General features: G+C 57.8%; 20 protein-coding genes, 2 pseudogenes and 2 riboswitches. Of the genes and pseudogenes, 13 read left to right on the plus strand and 9 right to left on the minus strand.

What is annotated here, in order from left to right:
• Nucleotides 1–149: 149 nt before the first annotated feature.
• The 3 genes from EJ997_RS11510 to EJ997_RS11520 form a co-directional block, all read right to left on the minus strand.
• Nucleotides 150–2,534 carry an ATP-dependent helicase gene (locus EJ997_RS11510; RefSeq protein ID WP_164719987.1) on the minus strand — a complete coding sequence of 795 codons (2,385 nt, stop codon included), beginning with the start codon at nt 2,532–2,534 and terminating at the stop codon, nt 150–152.
• Nucleotides 2,535–2,898: 364 nt separating this feature from the next.
• On the minus strand, nt 2,899–3,063 hold the full coding sequence (locus EJ997_RS13810; RefSeq protein ID WP_206501944.1) for a helix-turn-helix domain-containing protein: 165 nt from the start codon (nt 3,061–3,063) through the stop codon (nt 2,899–2,901).
• Nucleotides 3,060–4,661 carry a GAF domain-containing protein gene (locus EJ997_RS11520; protein ID WP_164719991.1) on the minus strand — a complete coding sequence of 534 codons (1,602 nt, stop codon included), beginning with the start codon at nt 4,659–4,661 and terminating at the stop codon, nt 3,060–3,062. Before EJ997_RS11520 ends, EJ997_RS13810 begins: the two co-directional genes overlap by 4 nt.
• Before the next feature lie 100 nt (nt 4,662–4,761).
• Here EJ997_RS11520 and EJ997_RS11525 point away from each other — a divergent pair, with 100 nt between their 5' ends.
• The 4 genes from EJ997_RS11525 (at nt 4,762) to EJ997_RS11540 (ending at nt 8,722) form a co-directional block, all read left to right on the plus strand.
• Nucleotides 4,762–5,565, plus strand: a complete 804-nt coding sequence (locus EJ997_RS11525) for an N-acyl homoserine lactonase family protein (RefSeq protein WP_126704674.1) — start codon at nt 4,762–4,764, stop codon at nt 5,563–5,565.
• Nucleotides 5,566–5,619: 54 nt separating this feature from the next.
• Complete coding sequence (locus EJ997_RS11530) at nt 5,620–6,039, plus strand: FmdB family zinc ribbon protein (RefSeq protein WP_126704675.1); 420 nt, start codon at nt 5,620–5,622, stop codon at nt 6,037–6,039.
• A gap of 83 nt (nt 6,040–6,122) precedes the next feature.
• The gene (locus EJ997_RS11535; protein ID WP_206501662.1) at nt 6,123–7,136 is read left to right on the plus strand and encodes an alcohol dehydrogenase catalytic domain-containing protein; all 1,014 of its coding nucleotides are present in this window, start codon (nt 6,123–6,125) and stop codon (nt 7,134–7,136) included.
• 107 nt (nt 7,137–7,243) lie between these two features.
• Nucleotides 7,244–8,722, plus strand: coding sequence for an NAD-dependent succinate-semialdehyde dehydrogenase (locus EJ997_RS11540; protein WP_126704676.1), 1,479 nt, complete (start codon nt 7,244–7,246; stop codon nt 8,720–8,722).
• Nucleotides 8,723–8,957: 235 nt separating this feature from the next.
• Here EJ997_RS11540 and EJ997_RS11545 read toward each other — a convergent pair.
• Nucleotides 8,958–9,142: pseudogene (locus EJ997_RS11545) on the minus strand (transposase); the annotation flags it as partial.
• Between the two features lie 660 nt (nt 9,143–9,802).
• On the minus strand, nt 9,803–10,078 hold the full coding sequence (locus EJ997_RS11550) for a TetR/AcrR family transcriptional regulator (RefSeq protein WP_126704677.1): 276 nt from the start codon (nt 10,076–10,078) through the stop codon (nt 9,803–9,805).
• 360 nt (nt 10,079–10,438) lie between these two features.
• Here EJ997_RS11550 and EJ997_RS11555 point away from each other — a divergent pair, with 360 nt between their 5' ends.
• Both EJ997_RS11555 and EJ997_RS11560 read left to right on the plus strand, forming a co-directional pair.
• A complete protein-coding gene (locus EJ997_RS11555; protein WP_126704678.1) occupies nt 10,439–11,074 on the plus strand; it encodes a ferritin family protein in 636 nt (211 codons plus the stop codon).
• A 399-nt stretch (nt 11,075–11,473) separates the two neighbouring features.
• Nucleotides 11,474–11,707 carry a Fic family protein gene (locus EJ997_RS11560; RefSeq protein WP_126704679.1) on the plus strand — a complete coding sequence of 78 codons (234 nt, stop codon included), beginning with the start codon at nt 11,474–11,476 and terminating at the stop codon, nt 11,705–11,707.
• A gap of 51 nt (nt 11,708–11,758) precedes the next feature.
• On the opposite strand, the gene EJ997_RS11565 is transcribed toward EJ997_RS11560, so the two are convergent.
• A complete protein-coding gene (locus tag EJ997_RS11565) occupies nt 11,759–12,850 on the minus strand; it encodes a PDDEXK family nuclease (RefSeq protein ID WP_126704680.1) in 1,092 nt (363 codons plus the stop codon).
• Nucleotides 12,851–13,184: 334 nt separating this feature from the next.
• Here EJ997_RS11565 and EJ997_RS11570 point away from each other — a divergent pair, with 334 nt between their 5' ends.
• From EJ997_RS11570 to EJ997_RS11590, 5 genes are all read left to right on the plus strand, one after another.
• Nucleotides 13,185–14,051 carry a hypothetical protein gene (locus EJ997_RS11570; RefSeq protein WP_126704681.1) on the plus strand — a complete coding sequence of 289 codons (867 nt, stop codon included), beginning with the start codon at nt 13,185–13,187 and terminating at the stop codon, nt 14,049–14,051.
• Between the two features lie 107 nt (nt 14,052–14,158).
• Nucleotides 14,159–14,926, plus strand: a complete 768-nt coding sequence (locus EJ997_RS11575; RefSeq protein WP_126704682.1) for a hypothetical protein — start codon at nt 14,159–14,161, stop codon at nt 14,924–14,926.
• Between the two features lie 222 nt (nt 14,927–15,148).
• Nucleotides 15,149–15,264, plus strand: a riboswitch (SAM riboswitch).
• Nucleotides 15,265–15,278: 14 nt separating this feature from the next.
• Nucleotides 15,279–15,680: a hypothetical protein gene (locus EJ997_RS11580; protein WP_126704683.1), complete on the plus strand. Its 402-nt coding sequence runs from the start codon at nt 15,279–15,281 to the stop codon at nt 15,678–15,680.
• Nucleotides 15,681–15,822: 142 nt separating this feature from the next.
• Nucleotides 15,823–15,938: riboswitch (SAM riboswitch) on the plus strand.
• A gap of 10 nt (nt 15,939–15,948) precedes the next feature.
• Nucleotides 15,949–16,368 carry a hypothetical protein gene (locus EJ997_RS11585; RefSeq protein ID WP_126704684.1) on the plus strand — a complete coding sequence of 140 codons (420 nt, stop codon included), beginning with the start codon at nt 15,949–15,951 and terminating at the stop codon, nt 16,366–16,368.
• Nucleotides 16,369–16,600: 232 nt separating this feature from the next.
• Nucleotides 16,601–17,005 (plus strand): hypothetical protein, encoded by a 405-nt coding sequence (locus tag EJ997_RS11590; protein ID WP_126704685.1) that lies wholly within the window; start codon nt 16,601–16,603, stop codon nt 17,003–17,005.
• A 78-nt stretch (nt 17,006–17,083) separates the two neighbouring features.
• Here the strand turns inward: EJ997_RS11590 and EJ997_RS11595 are convergent.
• The 3 genes and pseudogenes from EJ997_RS11595 to EJ997_RS14160 all read right to left on the minus strand — a co-directional run.
• Nucleotides 17,084–17,377, minus strand: a pseudogene (locus tag EJ997_RS11595) (integrase core domain-containing protein); the annotation flags it as partial.
• A 198-nt stretch (nt 17,378–17,575) separates the two neighbouring features.
• Nucleotides 17,576–18,907 (minus strand): DUF2254 domain-containing protein, encoded by a 1,332-nt coding sequence (locus EJ997_RS11600; RefSeq protein ID WP_206501663.1) that lies wholly within the window; start codon nt 18,905–18,907, stop codon nt 17,576–17,578.
• Between the two features lie 15 nt (nt 18,908–18,922).
• Nucleotides 18,923–19,549, minus strand: a complete 627-nt coding sequence (locus EJ997_RS14160) for an alcohol dehydrogenase catalytic domain-containing protein (protein ID WP_126704686.1) — start codon at nt 19,547–19,549, stop codon at nt 18,923–18,925.
• Between EJ997_RS14160 and EJ997_RS11610 the strand changes: the two genes are divergently transcribed.
• Together EJ997_RS11610 and EJ997_RS11615 are read left to right on the plus strand one after the other, a co-directional pair.
• A complete protein-coding gene (locus tag EJ997_RS11610; protein ID WP_126704687.1) occupies nt 19,514–19,747 on the plus strand; it encodes a type II toxin-antitoxin system ParD family antitoxin in 234 nt (77 codons plus the stop codon). The genes EJ997_RS14160 and EJ997_RS11610 overlap by 36 nt on opposite strands.
• Nucleotides 19,744–20,046, plus strand: a complete 303-nt coding sequence (locus EJ997_RS11615; protein ID WP_126704688.1) for a type II toxin-antitoxin system RelE/ParE family toxin — start codon at nt 19,744–19,746, stop codon at nt 20,044–20,046. The genes EJ997_RS11610 and EJ997_RS11615 overlap by 4 nt, the downstream gene beginning before the upstream one ends.
• Nucleotides 20,047–20,303: the final 257 nt, after the last annotated feature.

Consider the following 20,303-nt stretch of genomic DNA (forward strand, 5'->3'; position numbering starts at 1 on the left):
TCTCTTTCCTGAGCAGGTTTGATGATTGCTAGCCGAGAGAGATCGCTTCCTTTGCTATTTCGCCGTTGACTGCGGTCGCAGTCCGAGGGCTATTTTCATCGCATCTCTCGACAATAAGTTTGCAAAAAGCGGCGCGGGTACAGCTTTGGTCATTGGTCGGTGATGCCGAAGGCGCGAAGCTGTTCCGCAGAGAAGGGGAGAGCGCCGGAGGATACTTCAGGATGCTGATTTTGAGGTGATCGCTTAGGGACATCGTTGTACGGGACATCGTCGTACGGGATGTCGTCGGCGACGGTGTTGTGAGGTGCGATGTCGAAGGAGATGCCCTCGTGGGGAATGTTATCGGGGACGGTGTCGTGGTGGGGGAGATCGTCGAAGGGGACATCGACGTAAGGTGCGATGTCGAAGGAGATGTCCTCGTGGGGTATGTCGTCGGGGACGATGTCATGGTGGGGGAGGTCGTCGAAAGGGACCTCGTCGTAAGTGTCTTCTGGGATGACTTCGTTCTGCTCGCTTGGGGGAGCGGGTACCCGCTTTCTGGAGGGCGGGTTAAAGGTGTTTCTCGGCTCAGGCACGTGAACGACATCCCACAGGGAATGAGGGACCTTCCTGAGGAAATAGGGAAGGCTGGTGAAGTCTGTACGAAATCGAGTGTAGGGAGGCGGGTAATGGTGAGCTGTTCTCGTCACCGTTAGGCTGTTTTTCGCACGAGTGAGCGCAACGTATAAAACTCGGCGGTCCTCTTCGATTTCTTGCTCTGTCTTAGCCTGTTCTGAAGGAAAATTTCCAGGCCCAGCTTTGAACAAATAGACGTTGTTCGCTTCCATGCCCTTGGATGAGTGAATGGTCGACAGAACGACGTAATCGCTGTCGGGCCCGCCTGTGCGTTCAGTCGAAGAAAGAGGGTCGATAACATGCTGCTCAAGGAACTCGGCGACCGATGTGTGGTCAGTTGAGAGTTCGAGCAGGAGATCGAAGTCGTGCCTTCTGTGGGTCCAGTCTGAGGCGTATTTATCCTTCAAGATTGGAATGAGATGGTAGGCTGCGCGCTGTACGGATCTGCTGGGATCCTGCCGCGCTTCCAAAAGTTCTTGGAGGAGAATAGCGACTGGTGGTCGGAGCAGATAAAAGTCAAAGCCCCCGGTATCGATATAGATGCCGGTCTGCTCCTCGGTGATACGCGCTGCCTTTACTGGGCCAATCCCTGGATACAGGGTGAGGAATCTGCGCCAGGCGAGTTTGTCGAACGGATTTACTGTAATCCGCAAGGTTGCCAGTAGATCGCGTATGTGCGCAGATTCTAAAAGTTTCTGTCCGCCATAGAACCGGTAGGGCAGGCCGCGCTCCAATAGGGCGCGCTCCATAGAGCGTGCCGACCAGCCGCTGCGAGCGAGGATCAGATTGTCGCGCAGCGCTTCACCTTGATCTCGTGATTGTTGGATCTGCCCAGCTATCCAATCGGCTGAGCTGTTGTCCGATATGAACTCAGCGATCCGTGGAGTGCTGGACTCTGTGCGTGCAGCCACGAGTTTCTTGTTGTAATCAAGCGGGCTTTGTTCAAGCACCCAGTTCGAAAGGTCGAGGATTCCTTGGGTGGAACGGTAGTTGACGGTAAGGCTGAACTCATCGGCTTCTGGCAAGGCATCCTTGAAATTATGGATGCTCTCAAAATCAGCGCCTCTGAACCCGTAGATCGACTGAGCGTCATCGCCGACACAGTAGAGGGAAACATGAGGGGCGAGGGCATGGATAATTTTCCATTGAAGCGGATTGGTGTCCTGGACTTCGTCGATCAGCAAATGGTTGAAGCTTTGTGCGACCCAGGCCGCGAGGGGTTCGCTACCACCGAGGTGCTGTCCCACGATATCCAAGATGTCGTCGTAGTCGAGATACTTACCTAGAGACTTCTGGCGCTCGTACTCGCGCGCGATAGGGCCGAGCTCCGCGCTGATTTCTTCTGAGATATCCAGCCTTATCTTGACTGCTTCGCTGAGCCTGCATCCGACGTTCCGAGCGAGGGAGTACACGCCCATGATCTGGCCGGCCGTGGGGAATCCACGAGGTCGTCGGCCGCGAGCTTCTCTGAACAGCGATACCTGATCGTCAGCATCGATGACCGTCCAGCCCGCATACCCCCAGAGCTCTTCACTATTCCTGAGTAGACCTATCGCCCATGAATGGAATGTCGACGCATTTAATCCATAGGCGCGAGGCCCTAAGATTTCTTCGACTCGCTCACGAATCTCGGCCGCCGAGCGTCGAGTGAAAGTCAGGACTTGAATGCTGTTGGGGCTTACCCCTTCGCTGATCAAATGCGCGCACCGTGCAATGATCGTCGCTGTCTTACCCGTTCCGGCTCCAGCTCGGACAAGGGCAATCCTGCTATCGGTGGTGGATGCGCGTCTCTGTTGATCATTTAATGAGCGCATCAGAGACTGGATGCCGCTAATTGGAGTGGCTGGGAATTCTGGGACACGGCTTTCGCGCCATGAACTGTTGGTCCCCGTCGCCGTGGTCTCTGCAGGTGTGCTCACTGCCGCGAGAGTCTCCTCATGAGGCAGGTACGAGGAGCGCTTAGGCTCATCTCGACTACCCGATGGCGAACTCTTCGTCTCATTGAGTCCATGGCGCACCGGTTCAAATCGCGAGAGCCACCCCATGATCAGATTGTAGAACAGTTCACTACGCTGCAGTGAGGTACTGGGTCCCGTTGATGGTGCGCTAAGGAGATGGTTCTACCATTTAGGCTGTCTTAACGGCTCGCAGATTCACATCGTTGTGCAAACTGCACGAGTTGGACCTCACGGGGACTATCGCCGATGTATGCGGTGACCCGTGCTTGCCGCTGCAGCCCGAAAGTGTCCATCGAGTGCGGCGGTCCGGTATCTGCACCGCGTTTCAGGATCGGTCTGTCGGCTGGCTCAGCGACCAGATTCGCAGGCCGAGCTGAACATCGAGGAAGCGTGCCTCTTGCCAGTCAGAGCCGATGAGTTCGGCAACGCGGGCGAGCCGTTGACGGACTGTGTTCTCATGGACCTTTAATCTGGTCGCTGTCGCTTTCACATTCTCCCGATATTCAGAATAGGCCCATGCAGTACGCGTGAGTTCTGTGCCGTGCTGAGCATCGTAGGTGATGAGCGGGCGAATCTCTGTAATCGGAGAATAGGCATGGGGGTTATCTCTCTGTGCGGCGAGGATGACGCCGAGTGATCCCAGGTCATCAGCCTTGTAGACGCGTTGGGGGAACCCGAGTGCTTGGAGAGCGGCCATGGTGGTGAGCGCCAGTGCGTGTGCGCCGGCGTAGTCGCTCCCGCGGGCAACTTCACCGCCGAGAGCGCAATGCACTTCTCGCCCCTTTTTCTGAGCATGGGACACGAGGCTCTGTAGGAACATTTCTGCCAATGCTTGGGGAGGAGCAGGCAGATGTGATCGTGGTGCTCGACAGCAAGGAATTGGTGTCCGCTCAGGCCATGATCTTTGGCACTGAGGGCGAGAGCTTCCCGCAGGACGCGGTCGAGTTGGGTACTGGACTCATCGTGTGTCCTCACGATCGCGACTGAGGCTGGCCCGCCGAGGAGCAGAGATTCAAGCCTCTCTACTCCCGATGCTGCGACTCTTCGACCTTGAATGAGGTCACCGATCAGGCCTTGATCGCGCTGTCTTTCCTCTCCTCTCTGAGTCCGCTCGAAAAGGAGGAGAATACCGAGGAAGACCGCGGTCCTGGTGACACGAGGCAGAAGCGGCTCGGCGACCGCGTCATAGACGATGACGGTTCCCAGATGTTCAGAGTCTGAGGTCGCGGCTGCTGCTGTAAGGTCCTGCCGAATGACCGGACGGCCCGCACTGTACGACTGTTGGCCCAGCTCCGCGGCGAAGGCCGGAAGTTCGGGTTTCCTGTGGATGCTGCCGCGCGCCAGTAGAGAGCCTTGGGAGTCGAGGATCGCTAGATCAGATCCGAGAGTCTTTGCCGCCGTCCGAGCAAAGTGGTCGAGTCCTCTTTGCTGAGCAAGACTCTCAGATAGAAGAGCATCAAGGTTAACGACCGTCTCGAGTGCCATGAGGCGTTCGGAACTGTCATCGTAGCTCTCCCGCAAACCAGCGAGCGTAGCGCTCACCTCTCGGAAGCGGCGCGACTGATCGAGGGCGATAGCGGTGTGGTGGGCGATCGTTGTCACGGTCCCGACAATGGTCGGAGAGAAGACGCCAGGTCTGCGGTTGGCAAGCAGCAAAGCTCCGTGCAGAGCGCCGTGAACCATGATGGGAACGCCAAGGATGGCGCGAACCCCTTCGGCTCTGACTATCTCATCGATGTTTTCGAGATGGATGAGCTCGGGGTCGACGAGATAGTCGGCTGTCTGGACTGTGCCGTGGCCGACGGCTGCTTTGCCCAGCACCCCCGTCCCCAGCGGCATACGAATCTGTCTGTATTCCTGGGTGTGGACCCCCGTGGAGTATTGAATGAAGGTCTCTTTGGCATCGTTGATGGAAATATAGGCCATGTCCGCCCGAGTGAGGTCACGTGTGAGAGCCGTGATGCGATCGAGCACCATATCGATGTCATGGTTCGCGGCCATGAGGGAAGCGATCGCAGTGACAGCGTCGAGCACCCGGTTACGATGCTCAAGCCAGCCAAGGCGAGTGGAATAATCTCTATTGACCATGGTCAAAGAGTGTACCTCTCGACATGGCGAGTGGTGAATGCCACGTTTAGGCTCGTGGGAAAGGGCCGTGAACGCCGGCCCTCGATCAGAGAGGATCACCATGAAGCTGCATTTCCTATCAACGGGGATCATGGAGTGCGACCACACGTGGCTGTTGCTCCAGGCCGGAAATACGATTAAAGACCGTAACAACAAGGACGCCCCGGCAGCGTGGGGTGAATGCCCTACCCATGCCATTCTCATTGAAACGGAAGAAGGCAGGATCCTGTGGGACACCGGCGTCCCGCGCGACTGGGAACAGAGGTGGGCGCCCACCGGCTTCCAGGAGTTTTTTCCCGTCCAGGAAGACCCCTCGGGCCCGGGCTATATCGACACTGCCCTGGCGGATCTCGAGCTCACCCCAGAGGATATCGACATCCTTGTTCTGTCCCACCTCCACTTCGACCACGCGGCAAACGCGAAGATGTTCGACAACGGAAAGACGCGCATCCTTGTGCAGTCTGATGAAATTGAAGGCGTAAAGACCATTAAGGGAGATTTTGCCGGAGCCCACCTCGTCTCCGACTTTGACGGACTCTCGATGGAGGCAGTCCACGGTGATACCGAGATCGTTCCCGGTGTCTCAGTGATCCACACCCCGGGGCATACGTGGGGAACGATGAGCCTCCGAGTTGACCTCCCGAACGACGGCACGAAGATCTTCACCTCAGATGCTGTGTACATGGGTGCATCCTGGGGCCCGCCCGCCATCGGCGCCGGCATTGTCTGGGACTCTGTGGGCTGGCTCGAATCAGTCGAGAAGCTCCGCAAGATCCAGGAAGAAACCGGAGCCGACGTGATCTTCGGCCACGACTCCGAGCAGCGGAAGTCGATGAGGATCGCACCGCACGGTTACTACAGCTAAGGAGAGCACGGGTGCGTGCCGCTGATGCGGCACGCACCCTGCAAGGAGATCACCATGATCAGCTACGACTTGAAGTGCAAAGAGGGCCATCGGTTTGAGGCAGTGCTCCCATCGATGTTCTCTGACAACCCGGATTGCGCATGTGGGGCTGGAACCTCACGTATACCCAGCAGGGTGAATACATCGGGAATGGCCTCAGCAGGTCCTTCTCGAGACGAGATGCCCAACACCTGGCGGGGAACCCACAGCGGGGACAAGGATTTCGTCCGGTCCTGGCACAAGAAGATGGTCAAGCGAGAAAAGCTGGAAGAGAAATATCCAGAGCTGGCAGGGGACCGCCGGCCCGTCCTCGCTCACGAGGGAGCTTTCGAAGCCGCTCCCGTCCGTGCGGGTGATGCTCTGGCAACTCAGATGGCCAAAGAAACATTTGGCAGCACAGCAAAAGCGGAAACAAAGAAGCCAAAGAAGCCCTAGCCGCAACTGTCCTCCTCACACACCTCGACCCGGGGTGTATTAAGCAACCCAAAAACTAAAACAGTCTTCAGAAAGGCAGACCGATGAAGATCCGTGGCGCAGTCCTCGAAGAGATGGGCAAAGAACGCCCATACAAGAACTCTGAACCCCTTAAAATTGTGGAACTCGACCTCGAGGGGCCCGGTCCGACAGAGCTCCTGGTGAAGATGACTGCGGCAGGAGTCTGCCACTCGGACCTCTCAGTAGTGGAGGGCAATAGGCCCCGTCCTATGCCCATGCTTCTCGGCCACGAAGCCTGCGGAACGGTTATGGAGATCGGCTCAGAGGTAGACGGCTTCCAGATTGGCGATCAGGTCGTCATGAGCTTCCTCCCGCGATGCGGGGAATGTAAAGCGTGCCAGACCGATGGCAAGCTGCCGTGCTCGGTTGGCTCCCAAGTCAACAACGACGGCGTCATGATGTCGGGAGAGATCCACATCGAGCGTAACGGTGAGAAGGTCTATCACCACCTCGGAGTCAGCGCCTTCGCCACGCACGCCGTGGTCGACCATCGCAGCGCAGTAGTCGTCGATCGAGAAGTCCCGCCCGAAATAGCCGCAGTCCTCGGGTGTGCAGTGCTGACAGGCGGCGGCGCCGTTCTCAACGCCGCCCAACCAGGTCCGGAGGATACCATCATGGTGGTGGGTCTTGGCGGGGTGGGCATGGCGGCCCTCATCACTGCCCTCGCCCAGGACGTCAAGGAAGTCATCGCGGTCGACGCCATGCCCTCGAAGCTGGAGAAGGCGAAAGAACTCGGTGCCCAGCGGACCTACACACCCCAGGAAGCAGCAGAACAGGGAATCACTGCAGACCGTGTCATCGAAGCCGCTGGCAATGCGAGAGCATTCGAGACTGCATACAACGCCATAGGCTTCGGCGGAACGATGGTCACAGTGGGCCTGCCCCCGGCGCACGCAAAGTCGGAGATCGCCCCTCTCAACCTCACGGCAGCTGCCCGCACAGTGGTCGGCAGCTATCTCGGCTCAGCAGTGCCGTCGAGAGATATCCCGAATACGCTCGGCTCTACCTTGAAGGAAAACTGCCGGTCGCTGAGCTGATCTCATCGATCATCCGTTTCGAGGACATCAACGTCGCCATGGACGAGCTGGCCGATGGCAACGCCATCCGCCAAGTCATCGTCTTCGACGAGCAAGGAGAATAGATCATGCCGCTCACCCCTCCCATCGCCCCCGACATCATCGAGAACCTGATCGGCAGAATACCGACCAGCTCGTTCATCAACGGAGACTTTATCGGCGGAGAAACGGACCTCTCCGTTGAGAACCCGGCCACGGGTGAGGAGATCATCAAAGTTGCCAGCGCAGACGCGGCGAAGATTGGTATGGAGGCGCTCGACGCAGCATGTGAATCCGCTGCCGACTGGGCAGCCACAACCCCTCGTCACCGTTCCGAGATCCTGCGCAGAGCCTATGAGCTCTGCCTCGAACGAGCCGACGATCTCGCGCTGACAATGACCATGGAAATGGGCAAGCCTTTGGCCGAAGCTTATGGCGAGGTGAACTACGGAGCAGAGTTCCTCCGCTGGTTCTCCGAAGAGGCTGTGCGGATGAGCGGGCGGTTCAGACCGGCCCCTGCAGTGGCGGACCAGGACATCCTTGTCTATTCCCAGCCCGTTGGACCCACTCTCCTCATCACCCCCTGGAACTTCCCGTTTTCCATGGGAACACGCAAAATCGGGCCAGCACTCGCGGCAGGGTGCACTGTGGTGCTGAAGCCTGCGAACCTCACCCCGCTCAGCTCCCTCCTCCTTATGGAGATCCTGCGCGATGCTGGGGTGCCGGCCGGCGTCGTCAACTGTGTCGTCACTAAAGATTCCTCTACTCTCTCCAGCACCCTCATGGAGGATCCGCGCTTGCGGAAAATCTCCTTCACCGGCTCCACCCCGGTTGGTCGCACGCTGCTTTCTCAGGCCAGCCAGCACGTGCTCCGAACCTCTATGGAGCTGGGAGGCAACGCTCCTTTTCTCGTTCTTGAGTCTGCCGACATTGACAAGACTGTCGCTGCTGCGATGGCAGGCAAGTTCCGCAACAACGGAGAAGCCTGCACAGCCGCCAACCGGATCTACGTCCACAGGAAGGTCGCGGAAGAGTTTACGACGGCATTCACCGCCAAGGTGGAAGCACTCGTTCTCGGCAACGGGCTGGACGAGGGAACTACTCTCGGCCCGCTCATCGACCGCAATGCAGTCGAAAAGTGCCAGGAGCTTGTGGATGATGCGGTATCCAAGGGAGCCCAGGCGGTCCTCGGCGGCGACGCAGCAGAGGGGGCCGGCCACTTCTATCCCGCTACCGTGCTCACTAACGTTCCTAGAACCGCACGGGTCAATCAGGAAGAGATCTTCGGCCCCGTTGCACCGATCATCGTCTGCGACACGGTCGACGAAATGGTGGAAGTAGCGAACGATACCGAGTTCGGGCTCATGTCGTACGTCTGCGGACAGGACATCGACCAGGTCCGTGATGTCGTCGGCAGAATCGAATCCGGCATGGTCGCCGTCAACGTCGGTGTCGCCTCGGATCCCTCCGCACCATTCGGGGGAGTGAAGGAGTCCGGCATCGGCCGCGAAGGCTCCCACGAGGGACTCAACGAGTATCTGGAGCTGAAGTATGTGAGGGTCGGCTGAGCGAGGCGCCTCGGTTCGGCCGCCTCCAGTTGGCTGACCGTTTGCCACAACATGAGTCAGTGGATTCGTGGCGCTGATCCAGCGGCTCGCCGAGCTTGAAAGCTTGGGCCTGGCGATCTCGTCCAGAGTGGTGCAGCTTCCAGCAGAGCTGACCTGTGGTGAGGCTGTCGGTCATGGCGTGAGGGTGCTGTCGAGTTGTGACGGGCGGAGCCCGCATCGCACCCCTCTCCGCGTCGTTGCGCTGGGTGAGCCGGTCGGGGCTGAGTGTTTATCGTATTCGGCGCCGACGACCGCGTCGGCGTCGGCTGAGAGCAGGGCGTTGATCATAGTCTGTAGCAGGTTGCGCATGAGATCTGGTGATGTGTCGGCCAGGGCTTCCGCGAGCAGGCCTGCAGGGTCGACAATTTGAGGAGCGGTCATCGTGGTGATGTCCTTTCGAGTGAGAAGTAGAAGGCTTTCGCGAAGGATCCCACGGTGACCACGCTCATATCAGCAACAACGTTCACGACCACCATGCGGTTACACCACCCTAAGGGGCACCACTCACATCCACGTCACGACAGGCATCCTTCCTTGGCGTCGAGCCCCTAATCAGCGATACATGCTGGCAACCGACCGTGGTGGCAACGCCCCGGATCATTGGATAGGCAGGGGCAAAGCACAATGTCCGGGCGGCTGGCCGGCAATCCCGATCAACACTCGCCAATCAGGACCTGACAACAAGGTAACGGGCACGCAGGGGTACGACGGTCCACGAGCGGGTGTTCGAGTCCACGGGAGGTCAGCATGAGCACGGTGAAACGCGAAGCCTCGGGTTGCCTGCGAACGTTTTTGTCGGGTCGCTGGTAGGCACGCTATCCCGCGCCCGATGGTGACCCGGCGCGAACCAAGGACGACAAGGCCCTGATGTTCGCAACCAAGACGGATGCACGCACGTGGCTCGCGTTGATACGCTCGAAGGTCTCGCCGAACCTGTAGAACCGTCAGCGGAGGTTGCAGCCCGTCGGCGTGTCGAGACCGACGCTGAGCAGGCACGTTCCACGTGCTTCGAGGAGGATTCAAAGCGTTGGCGGCGGGTGATCAAGACCGAACCGAAACTCGCATCGCCTCGTCCGCAAAGGCTCGGAGTTGGTCGGGGCCTGGGGCGACGTCATGGAGGGAGATCTCCATTTCCGCTTCCCAGCGCTCCATCGCAGCGATTGAAATGGCCACGAGGAGATCGTCCTTCGAAGCGAAGTAATCATAGAAGCTGGAGCGGGTGATGCCGGCGCGCTCACTCACTTTTGTCGGCGTGAAGCCCGCGAGGCCGGCGGAGGCGAGCACCTCTTCCCCCGTCGGGGAGGTGATTTTGGGCATGGTTTAATTGTGCGCCGCCTGTCAGGGTGGGCGGGAGCCTGACTATGGAGTTGTGCTCACTGAGTTAGCGACTGCTCGCGGGGGAATGTGCCCTCTGTCAGCGGGAGCGTTCTCGGCCGGCTTGGGCGGTAGCCTCTGCACCGACTGCCGCGAGTGAGACGGATCCGTTCGGTCGGGCGGCGGTGATGAACCCCAGTCGCTCGCGTGAAGGCGCGTGTTTGGTGGACTGATCGAAGAGGTCAATGGTGGGTGCTGGCTCAAGGACGACCATTAAGGCAAGGTTGGGACCGCGGTCCCTTGTCAACCGCTCATGGGGGAGTAGGTTGAGGTGATCTAGGAATGAGGCTGTGGATCATGAAAATGTCGAGGCTACTCACGCTGACTGCGATGCTGGTCGTGCTCGTAATCGGCCCATCAGCCTGTACTTCAGTCACGGACGATACTGCAACGATATCTCCGCCTTCTGCGACAACGACAGCGTCCGATCCATCGGAAAGCCCATCGGAGGATGACACTGTTGTCGATGAGCCTGAAGCGCCCCCGGTGGGCACTCCTGCGGCTGTTGCCTGGGAGGCTCTCATGGGTCCGGACGGCGAATACGCCGCATCGGCCATGTATCTGGCCATCATCGACGAGTTCGGTGACGTGGAGCCTTACGTCTCGATCCAGGCTGCTGAAGAGCGCCACAGCGAGGCCCTCATCAGACAGCTCTCGATGGTTGGGGTCGACGCGCCGGAGAATCCGTACATCGGCGAGATCGAGCCGCCGGAGGATCTGGAAGGGGCCGCGTCGGCGGGGGCTGAAGGCGAGGTCGCCAATATCGAGATGTATGACCGACTGCTCACACAGACAGACGATGCTCGGCTCACGCGCGTGCTGACGAACTTGCGTAGCGCCTCTGCCGACGTTCACCTGCCGGCCTTCGAAGCCGCGGCCGATAACGGTGGAGTCCTCACCCCGGAACAGATGTTGGAATTCAGGCGCGGACCGCGGTAGGCGCGTGGGGCATTGTCTTGCGGGGTGTCGTCAGGCCGGCCGCTCGACCTGCGTTCAGCCTGCTGGCGTGCGCGGAACAGGCTGTCGTGCACCGTCGTCAGACGGCCGTCCGAGGTTTTCGTGTCCCGTGGACGCGCCTCGCAGGCGACCAGCTCCCTATCCGAGGAGGCGACCAGCTCCGTGAGGCTCTCTGGAGTGAACAGCAGGCCTTCTCCGGAGGGTCGTTTGACCCCGTTCAGATCCGGCGGGTGGTGACCGACGATGAGGAGCGTGCCGCCCGGCGCGACGGCCTCGCCGAAGCTGTGAAAGACCTTTTCGCGCCGTTTGCTGGGTAGGCGGAGGAAGTGGACGGTGACGTGGTCGTAGGCCGCGACCGACGGGGACCATGCTTCGACGTCCTTGTGCATCCACTCGATCCGTTCGGCGACGCGCGCCGCCTCTTCTCAATTCGAGACTATTCATCCGTTCGTCGAAGGAAACGGGCGCACCGGACGAGCTCGTGTTCATGCGCTCATGCATGAAAGCGGGCTCGTTCGGCATACGACTGTTCCTCTGTCAGCGGGATTGCTCAGGGAAACCGGACGATACTTCGACGCTCTCACTCAGTACCGCGCGGGCGAGGCCTGGGGGTAATTGAGACTATTGAGGTCTTCCCCCAGGTCGGACATTCATCACTGGACAGATTTACTCCTCATTAAGCCCAAATGCAGTTGACACCTGTTCGATGGTGAATTGCTGACGGAGTCGGGTAGCGCTGTTCTGGTTGGCGAACATTCCGGTTCTCCAGAAACCCTGACCGCTGGGGACTGTGTGGCTCCACTGGACAGGGACGGCCCATTCAGCAACGTTGTCGTTTTCATCTCCGTCGCGTCTGTAGTTGCCATCAAGAGCGAGTGACGCCAAGAGAGTCTCGGCTCCTTGGTATTCAACTTTGAGCTCATCGAAGCGTTCAGCTTCGCCAAGGACGGTGCCGACTCCCACATATCCATCTTTAGGAATACAGGCGAAGACACGTGCGCCTGGCTTAAGGTTCTTCAGAGTTCTGCTGAACCACTCGCCACCGCCTGCGGACACGAATCCGTACTTCCGTCCATCAGACCACTGTCGACCGCCTTCATACTCGCCGAAGGACACATACCAGTCGGTACCGTTCCACCGCTCACGGGTCTTTGATCGGCGTGAAGATGCTGATGTAGGCGCGGCTTGGCTTGTCGGCTCAACAAGCCAAGAGCGTGCGAAGTATGAGTTTCCCCCATCGACAAAGTGTCGGAAGAACACCACGTTAATAGGAAGGGCATACTCCTCATGGAGGAAGCGAACAATACGTTCAGTTGCGGGATCCACGCTCGACGCGACGATAGTGAGGACCTGAGAGGAGTTCACCTCGAGTGGCAGCGTTTCGTTGAACATCTCCGCAAAGGCTTCTTCAAGTGCAATGCCCGGTTGGTAATTTTCGAAGATTGCTTGAATATCGGCTCGGCCAAGAGTCGCCACCCACGAGCCATAGTCAATGACCTGGGCTGTGGTCTCCCGCGGAGTCTTATCTCTCTTTAATTCGATGACATAGACAGCAGCGGTTTCATCAAGAGCAAGGAGGTCAATAAAACCGCCGTGCGCGGTAGGCACCTGGCGGCCAATAATAAGGAGGGCCTCGCCGAGCATTGAAGCGTCCGACTCTATGTAGGATTCGAGCTGAGATTCGAGGCTGACAGCCGTCGGGACGACTCGTGTTAGCTTCTCGCCATCTACTCGCCAAAGCCCCATTTCAGCAGGCATGACATCTCCACTCGCATTAGGATTTCAGGTTTCTTCTCCTAGCCTACTTTGATCTCCACAAGGTGGATGCACCAACAGCTCATGAGCTGCACTCGGAGCGACTGGCCGGACTTCGTCGGCGCGGTTGAGACCTTGCTCTGCCTATGCGAAGTACGTAGATGCTTGAATCACCCCTGAAGGCGTAGAGGGGAGAATTGTCCATCTCCTGAGCGAAACAATTCATGAATAGTTCGCTGGAAACGTGCCGCAGCGCCTTGGGGCCTCGGTGAGAGCGACCGGTGGATTGCTCTTCTGTAGGGTGGGTGCACTGATAGGTGCGTGAGAGGGTCGAGGCATGAAGGTGAAGAAACTGGTCGCTGTGATTGTTGCCGGGTCAGCGGTCCTTGCTGCCTGCTCATCTGCAGATAACAGCACTGTTGATGGTAGCGAGCGCTCTTCTGATGACGATCTTCAAGAGTCTGTTGATGTGGGGGAGCTGGGTGACGAGGCCGGTGAAGAAGTGGAGCCTGCAGAAGAGGCAGCTGCCGTAGTTCTCGAGCCCACGACCCTTCTCGTTACCGGTGCTGATGCGAGTGAAATATCTATTGCGATGAGTGAGCAGTTCTTTGAGTCCTCACCCGGAGCTGTTGTGACTGATGAAGAGCTTCAGTTGGAGGCGGCTTCGCTCGGCATGGCCTATTCTGTACCCGTCCTTGTCGAAGGAGACGCGATCGCTGACGAGCTGGAGAGGCTTGACGCAACCTGGGTAATCGCCGTCGGCGTTGAGCTCGAGGACATGGAAGACGTAGACGCCATCCCCGCAGTCCTTCCTGCAGAAGCGGAAGAGGAGTCTGGCTCTGAGGACAGCGCCGAGGAGAGCACCGGGGTGAGCGCCGAGGACGAGGCTGAATCCGATGTGGCTGGTGGGGAGCCACGCGTGCCGGATGAAGGGGAGGAGATTGAGGTCGATCCTTCTCTTACGGTCGTGGCGCCCGAGGGAGAAGGCCTTGATACTCTGCTTTCTTTGGCTGAAGGGGAAGCTTTTACTGCTCCGCAGCTGACTGATGTTGAGCTGGAGCATGACATTGATCTGCTCGATGGGGTTGTCGTGCTGACCGATGGCAGCTCGATTGCGGCGGTCGGTACGGCCCATGCGGCTGGTGCGGACATTGTCCTGTCCCCGGCTGACCCCGAGGGTCGAGCGAAGCGATTCAGGCTGTAGGATCTGCCGACATTGTTGTTGGGCTGTTCGAAGAAGAGCTTGAGGACTTTGAGTGGCAGCTGGCTGCCGCATCAACCGGTGTTGAACTGCCGGGTGGGACCCAGCATGTGTTCGGAGGGAAGCGCTATATTGCCCTGTACGGCTCTCCCATCACACCAGCACTTGGGCTGCTCGGCGAACAGGATGTTCCCTCCACTGTTGCTCGTGCAGAAGAGATGACGGAGCCATACCGAGCTCTGACCGATGACACGGTTGTGCCGGCTCAGGAGATCATCGTGACCGTTGCGGCCGGGGAGCCGGGCGATGATGGAGACTACTCGAACGAAGGGCCTATTGAGTGGTTCATTCCCCTCATCGAAGCTGCGGGGGACGCGGGCCAATATGTCATCCTCGACTTCCAGCCCGGCAGAACTGACTTCCTCACACAGGTCCAACAGTACGAGGAACTTCTCGCCTACCCGCACGTGGGAATAGCTCTCGACCCGGAGTGGCGGCTTGGTCCTGATGAAGAGCCCCTTACACGGATCGGCCATGTTGAGATCGATGAAGTGAATGAGGTTATTGCTTACCTCAGTGACTACGTCCGGGCGAATGATCTTCCCCAGAAGGTGGTCATCCTTCACCAGTTCCAGCTTCAGATGATCCGCGATCGGGACCAGCTCGATCTATCTCGATCTGAAGTTGCTCTGCTGATCCATGCAGATGGTCAGGGGAGCCAGGGGGCAAAAGCTGCTACCTGGCGGGCCCTCCACCAGGATGCTCCAGAAGGAATTGCGTGGGGGTGGAAGAACTTCATTGATGAAGATCTTCCCATGCTCACCCCGGAAGAGACCTATGCGGTGGAGCCGATGCCGGAGTTTGTGTCCTACCAGTAAGTGATGTCAAAAGCCTCGCGTGTTCCTATGAAACCCGCTGGAGCGTTGAGCTTTGCCGATAATGAGTTCTATTTTGACCCGCTGGTCTCCCCATTGATGGGAAGGCGGGAGCGCCCCCTCTGGTCCCTGTTGGTGGGCATTTTTCGTGGGTTGAATGAATCTTTGAAGTTGTTAATTCGATTAACGCTTGACAGGGTGCTCGGGGTGTGTAACTTAGAGCTAGATCGAGAAGTTCGACGCTAAGCCCCTCGGCTAGTCGACTAGCAACCGCGTTTCGTGCACGGTGCTCCCGAAGGAAGATCGGCCCCCGAGCAAAAGCTCGGGAGGAAGTATGCGATATAGGAAAATTCTTATGAACCCCATGGACGATGCGCCGGATGCGCACGAATACATTTTCATCGAAGGCCCAGACGTCACTGTGGAAGACTGCAGTAAATACAAGTCTGGTCACGGTGTCCATTTCATCCAGGTCCGGCTTGCCTCTGAGGAGCGGAGAGTCGCGGCCGAAGTGACCGCGGTAGATGGTCATTACATCGACTTCAGAACAGAAGCAGGCACCCAGCGCCGCTGGAACCACGACCCCCAGCGCCTGCTCAAAGTGCAGGAGATAGCTGCCCGGGACCCCGAGGCGAGGACTGTCTGGTCGGAAAGATACCACCTCCTGACCGTGTACTCGGAAGAGCCCAGCGGGTCTGTTGTCGGAACTCCAGTCACGCTTGCGCCGAGCCCAACGGACTGCGGCTACAGCCTGTAAGCCGCTGCCGAGGGCAGCCGAATCGCAGTGTGTTCTGACCATTGAAATCAGCTGTTTCAGCTGAGCTCTCGAGGTCGAAACACGGGTCGGGTAGAAAAGCAGAATATTTCTGTCCGACCCGTGGGCCCATAATAGAAGTATCGATCGAGAAGTTCGACGTGAAGCCCCTTGGCTTGTCGACTGGCAACCGCGTATCGCACACGGTGCCTCCAAGGGAAGATCGGCCCCTGGGTAAAAGCCCAGGCGGAAGCTAGCGACAAAGGACATCATGAACGACAACAAGCGCCGTGAGGCGCATCCTCCGGCGGACAAGAAGCACAGATTCACCGAGGTCTACTCCGGTAGCTCATGCCGGTCCAGCAAGAGCGGCCACTATCTTTCAGCTGAAGACTACGAAGCAGCGGACCAGGATACCTGGGAAACCGTTATCCTCACCGGTACCCATGGGAAGTTCATTCACATCATCTCGGGCGAAGGCTCGGGGCGGGTATGGACTCACTCCCGTTTCCTGGTGACCGCGATCCGCCTTCTGCACTCTGAAGGTGGAACCGTTGAACTGCACGAATCGAAGGGAATCCTACGAGCGACGAATGGCCTGATAAGAGCGATCACCAGAGTGGCAGCGGAGGTCACTCCATGCGAGTACTCGAGGCCTGAGCTGCCAAAACCTCTACCCCGAAGCATCTAACCTTCATCAACCTCGAATCAGTGCGGGAAGCATTTAGCTCCCCGCACTGATTCATCTCTTTCACCGCGACAGCGGTGTCTTCTCAGCGGTGCAGCCACGAGGCTGCGCCGCTTCTTCGCACTCAGTGCCACAGGATTTGACCGAAATTCAATCACCCATCGTGGGGCACTGCCTGGCTCAGGTCGGGCCCCACTCGATTGCCCTGGCGGGGCTAGATACGGATAGGACAGATATGTTCGAGCACGAACACCAGGCCATGCGCTTTTCCAAGAAGACTTTTGAATGGAGCGAAATCCTTGTTTTTGACAGTGTCGAGAAGGCCTTCTGTCAGCATGGCCGCCCGCATGTCACCAAGGTTGAAGATGCTAGGGCGGCGCTTCACGGCAGGTGGGATGAGGTTATCGTTGCTGGCGTTGATGCTCCCTATGTCAATTTTGTGACGAGTGAGGGCCTGATGCGGATGTGGGCGCATGAGCCTAACAAGGTTGAAGCCCTCCGCATCCGAATCGACGAGGGTGACGAGGTGTGGTGGTCTGAAGAGGCGCAGATGATCGCAGTGACATTCGAAGAGTTGACTGTCATGATCGGCCTTGAAGAAGGAGAGGCCACGGAATGTGTGGCTCTCGAATGTGAGTAGCTAGCCAAGGCTGTGGAAACGACACTAGCCTTGCGGTTAGGCCCGGGGTCTGCTGAAGGTTTAGGTGACAGCTTGTTTTCATGCCGCTGTTGCGGCGGGTGTGTTCATCATGGTTTCGAATTTGATCGGAGTCAAACGTCCCAAGCCTGCTTGTCGGCGCCGACGATGATAGGTCCCTTCGATCCAGGCCATGATCGCACCGCGCAGCTGGTCACGAGTGGCCCAGCGCCGACGATTGAGAACGTTGTTCTGTAGCAGAGCGAAGAAGCTCTCCATGGCTGCATTATCGCCAGCAGCCCCGACCCGGCCCATTGACCCGACCAGTCCGTGGCGATTCAGCGCGGCCAAGAAATCTCGGCTACCGAACTGGGCGGGAAACCCTCAAACGCAACCACTGATTCAGTTGCGGAAAAGAGTCAGTGCCGCAGAGGAGTCAGTGGCGCACGCGTGAAACGGCTCGAGGATATCGTTCTCTGGCGAGATTCTCTCATTAAACTTGAGAGAATCTCATGACGCCTGAGAGAGCCTCGTTGCACCTGAGAAAGCTTGGTTAGATCTGAGCGCGTCTCTTTAGGCTTCCGAATTTTCGGGCCGAATGGTGTCGGGGCCTTCTGTCTTGCCTTCCCAGATCTCCTGCGCGTGCTTAACGGCGGACTGAAAGTGGTCAGCGGCAGCTGCCTCGAGGTCATCGAGCATGTTCTCCACGAGCTTCGGAACAAGGGCAGAGTCTGTTCCGTAGTAGTGGATCTCTGCCACCACTTCGTGGAGCATCTCAGAGATTGATTGGGGTTTGTGAACTACCCGTACGTTCCCATCATCGTCAGCCATGTAAGGACTCGGCTCAATAACTGTGACAAGGTGGCGGAAGATCCGGTGGATCTCGTGAATCGACTGTGCTGCCGTGGCGGGGTCATTGACGCTGGCGGAGAGTGCCCGGTCGATGATGTCAACTAGCTGACGTAGTCCAAAGGCAACATCCTGGTGGAGTTCCCGCTCGGTATGCACTTCGAAGGACGAATGGATGAGCCTGATGTCAGCGTCGCTGAGCTCGCCATCCCACCACACTCGTAGTAGCGGCTGGCCGGTAAGAACGAACTCGCCAACCGATCGGTCGATCGTAATGATGGCATCATTGCGTTCAGCCCACGTCATGAGCCTGCGATAGTTAATCCACACGAGAGCACCGTGACCATTTGCTTCCACGCTCTCTCGTGGATCGCCAGGACTGGGGGACCAGCCCGGCCCCATGCTCGGATCAACCTCTGCGTCTTCGATTGGGTAGAGACGCTTAGCCAGTGCGACTGTCTCATCGCCTATCTCAGAAATGGCATTGGCCACTCGCATGGAACCCATGATGATGCGAATAAAGGCGAGGAAGAATCCGAGACAGCCAAGAACAAGTATGAAGGCAAGGGAGACTGATGCTCGGGGAACGAACCCCGTGAGCTCCTCATCGTTGGTCCACACGTTTCGGATCACCGTCAGCGAGTAAATGAAAGTGCCGAGGAAAATACCCATGGTGGCTTGAACAACCCGGTTCCGGAGGAAACCGGACAGCATGCGGGGACTGAACTGGCTGGCCACCAGCTGGAGCACAACAAGAGTGATCGAGAACGTCAAGCCAGCAACCGAAATAGTAGCTGAGGCAATCGTTCCAAGAACCTCACGGGCAGCATCCGGGCCGCCAGCAAACACGAAATCAAGCGTCGACTCCGACAGGTTCTTCTCCAAAGAGGGAAGGAAGAGTCCAAGTAGCAGAGAGATAAGAACACATGCTGCTGGCACCGACCAGAACGGGCTCCACATCCGCACCCACCAAGTACGTTTAGGAATATCGGGGATCGCTCCACGGAACCGGTAAACATCTTCCGCGCTACTGGAATTCTGATCGTTGTTGCCCACACCAGCATTGTCGCACTAACGGGAGTCAAACGGTGCTGCTATGTGGGGAATGCCGTTAGTGCTGGGTAAAGGAGCTCTCGGTGTTGTAAGTGGCTGTGTCTGGAGGCTACTCGGAATGATAGTGGTTAGAATCCAAAGCCCAGGATGTTTGGTGGGGCTGAGCGAAGCACAGGGGGTACCAACATCGAACCGGTCTTGTCCACTACGGTTCTCGACAACAATGCAAACATTCTCGTGGCCTCGTACTCGCACCGTACCGGGTGAGTACATGCGATGCTCGCCACGCGCAATCTTCGGATCGGTGCCGCAGATACCGGCGGCAGCGACCTCAACTACGAGCTCGCCCTCGCCCGCAGTAGGGGTGTCTTTCTCGACAATCTTCAGGCTTCCGTCGCTCTGATACTCGTATGCCAACATGTCAGCTCTACATCGATAGACATGGCTCACGCAGAACAGTATGGCCACCTCCAACACTACGCCGAGATGAAAGGAAGTGAGCTGATAGGAATGTGGAACTGATAGTGAAAACGTGCGCGGTTTTTGTCCAGATGGGGTTGGAGCCCACCCAGCGGTGACCGCAATACCAAAAATTGGTATTGTAGGTGCATGGCTCGTAATACATCGATCAGTCTTGATGATCATTTTGCTGACTTTCTTGCGAAGGAAGTCGCCTCCGGTCGTTACGGATCCGTGAGTGAGGTTGTCCGAGCAGGCCTTCGTCTGCTCGAGGATCAAGAGCTTCATTTGGCGGCCCTGCGATCAGCTCTTGTTGAAGGAGAGGAAAGTGGCGCGCCGGAGGAGTTTGATTTCGATGAATTTCTTGCAGCAAGGCGGCCGTGAAACCTTATCTCCTTGTTCCCGCTGCACAACGGGATCTCTCTGCGATCTGGGACTACACGCTTGAGGTGTGGGGCGCGGCTCAAGCCGAGCTATATATAGATGACTTGCGGGATGGGATTAAGAAAATTGCGGCAGACCCGTCCCGAGGGCGCCGATGCGACGACATTCGAGAAGGATACCGTCGTTATCCGGTGCGGAGTCATATTGTTTTCTACCGGGAGCGAAGCGACGCCGTTATCGTGGTTAGAGTGCTGCACAAACGAATGGATGTATGGCAACACGTAAGGGCTGTGGAATGAATGGGAGACCGCTTTGTTGCTTCTAGGTCGATTCGATAGAGGCTCCCATGATGATTACCCAGCTCATATCAGGCCCGGCAGTACTGTAGGAATCTAGCTCACGCTGAGGGGCACGGCCCTCACGAAAATTGTTGCTCTGAGTAAGTGAGAATTCTGGTTACTAATCACAGATAAACGCTGAGGTTTCGACATTTAAGAATTGCGAAATGGGGAGTAAAAGTCTTGCTTTACGGGGAGTGAATCCATTGCAGAATGGG

Origin of the sequence: Flaviflexus ciconiae (assembly GCF_003971195.1) — a bacterium.
Taxonomy (GTDB): Bacteria; Actinomycetota; Actinomycetes; order Actinomycetales; family Actinomycetaceae; genus Flaviflexus; species Flaviflexus ciconiae.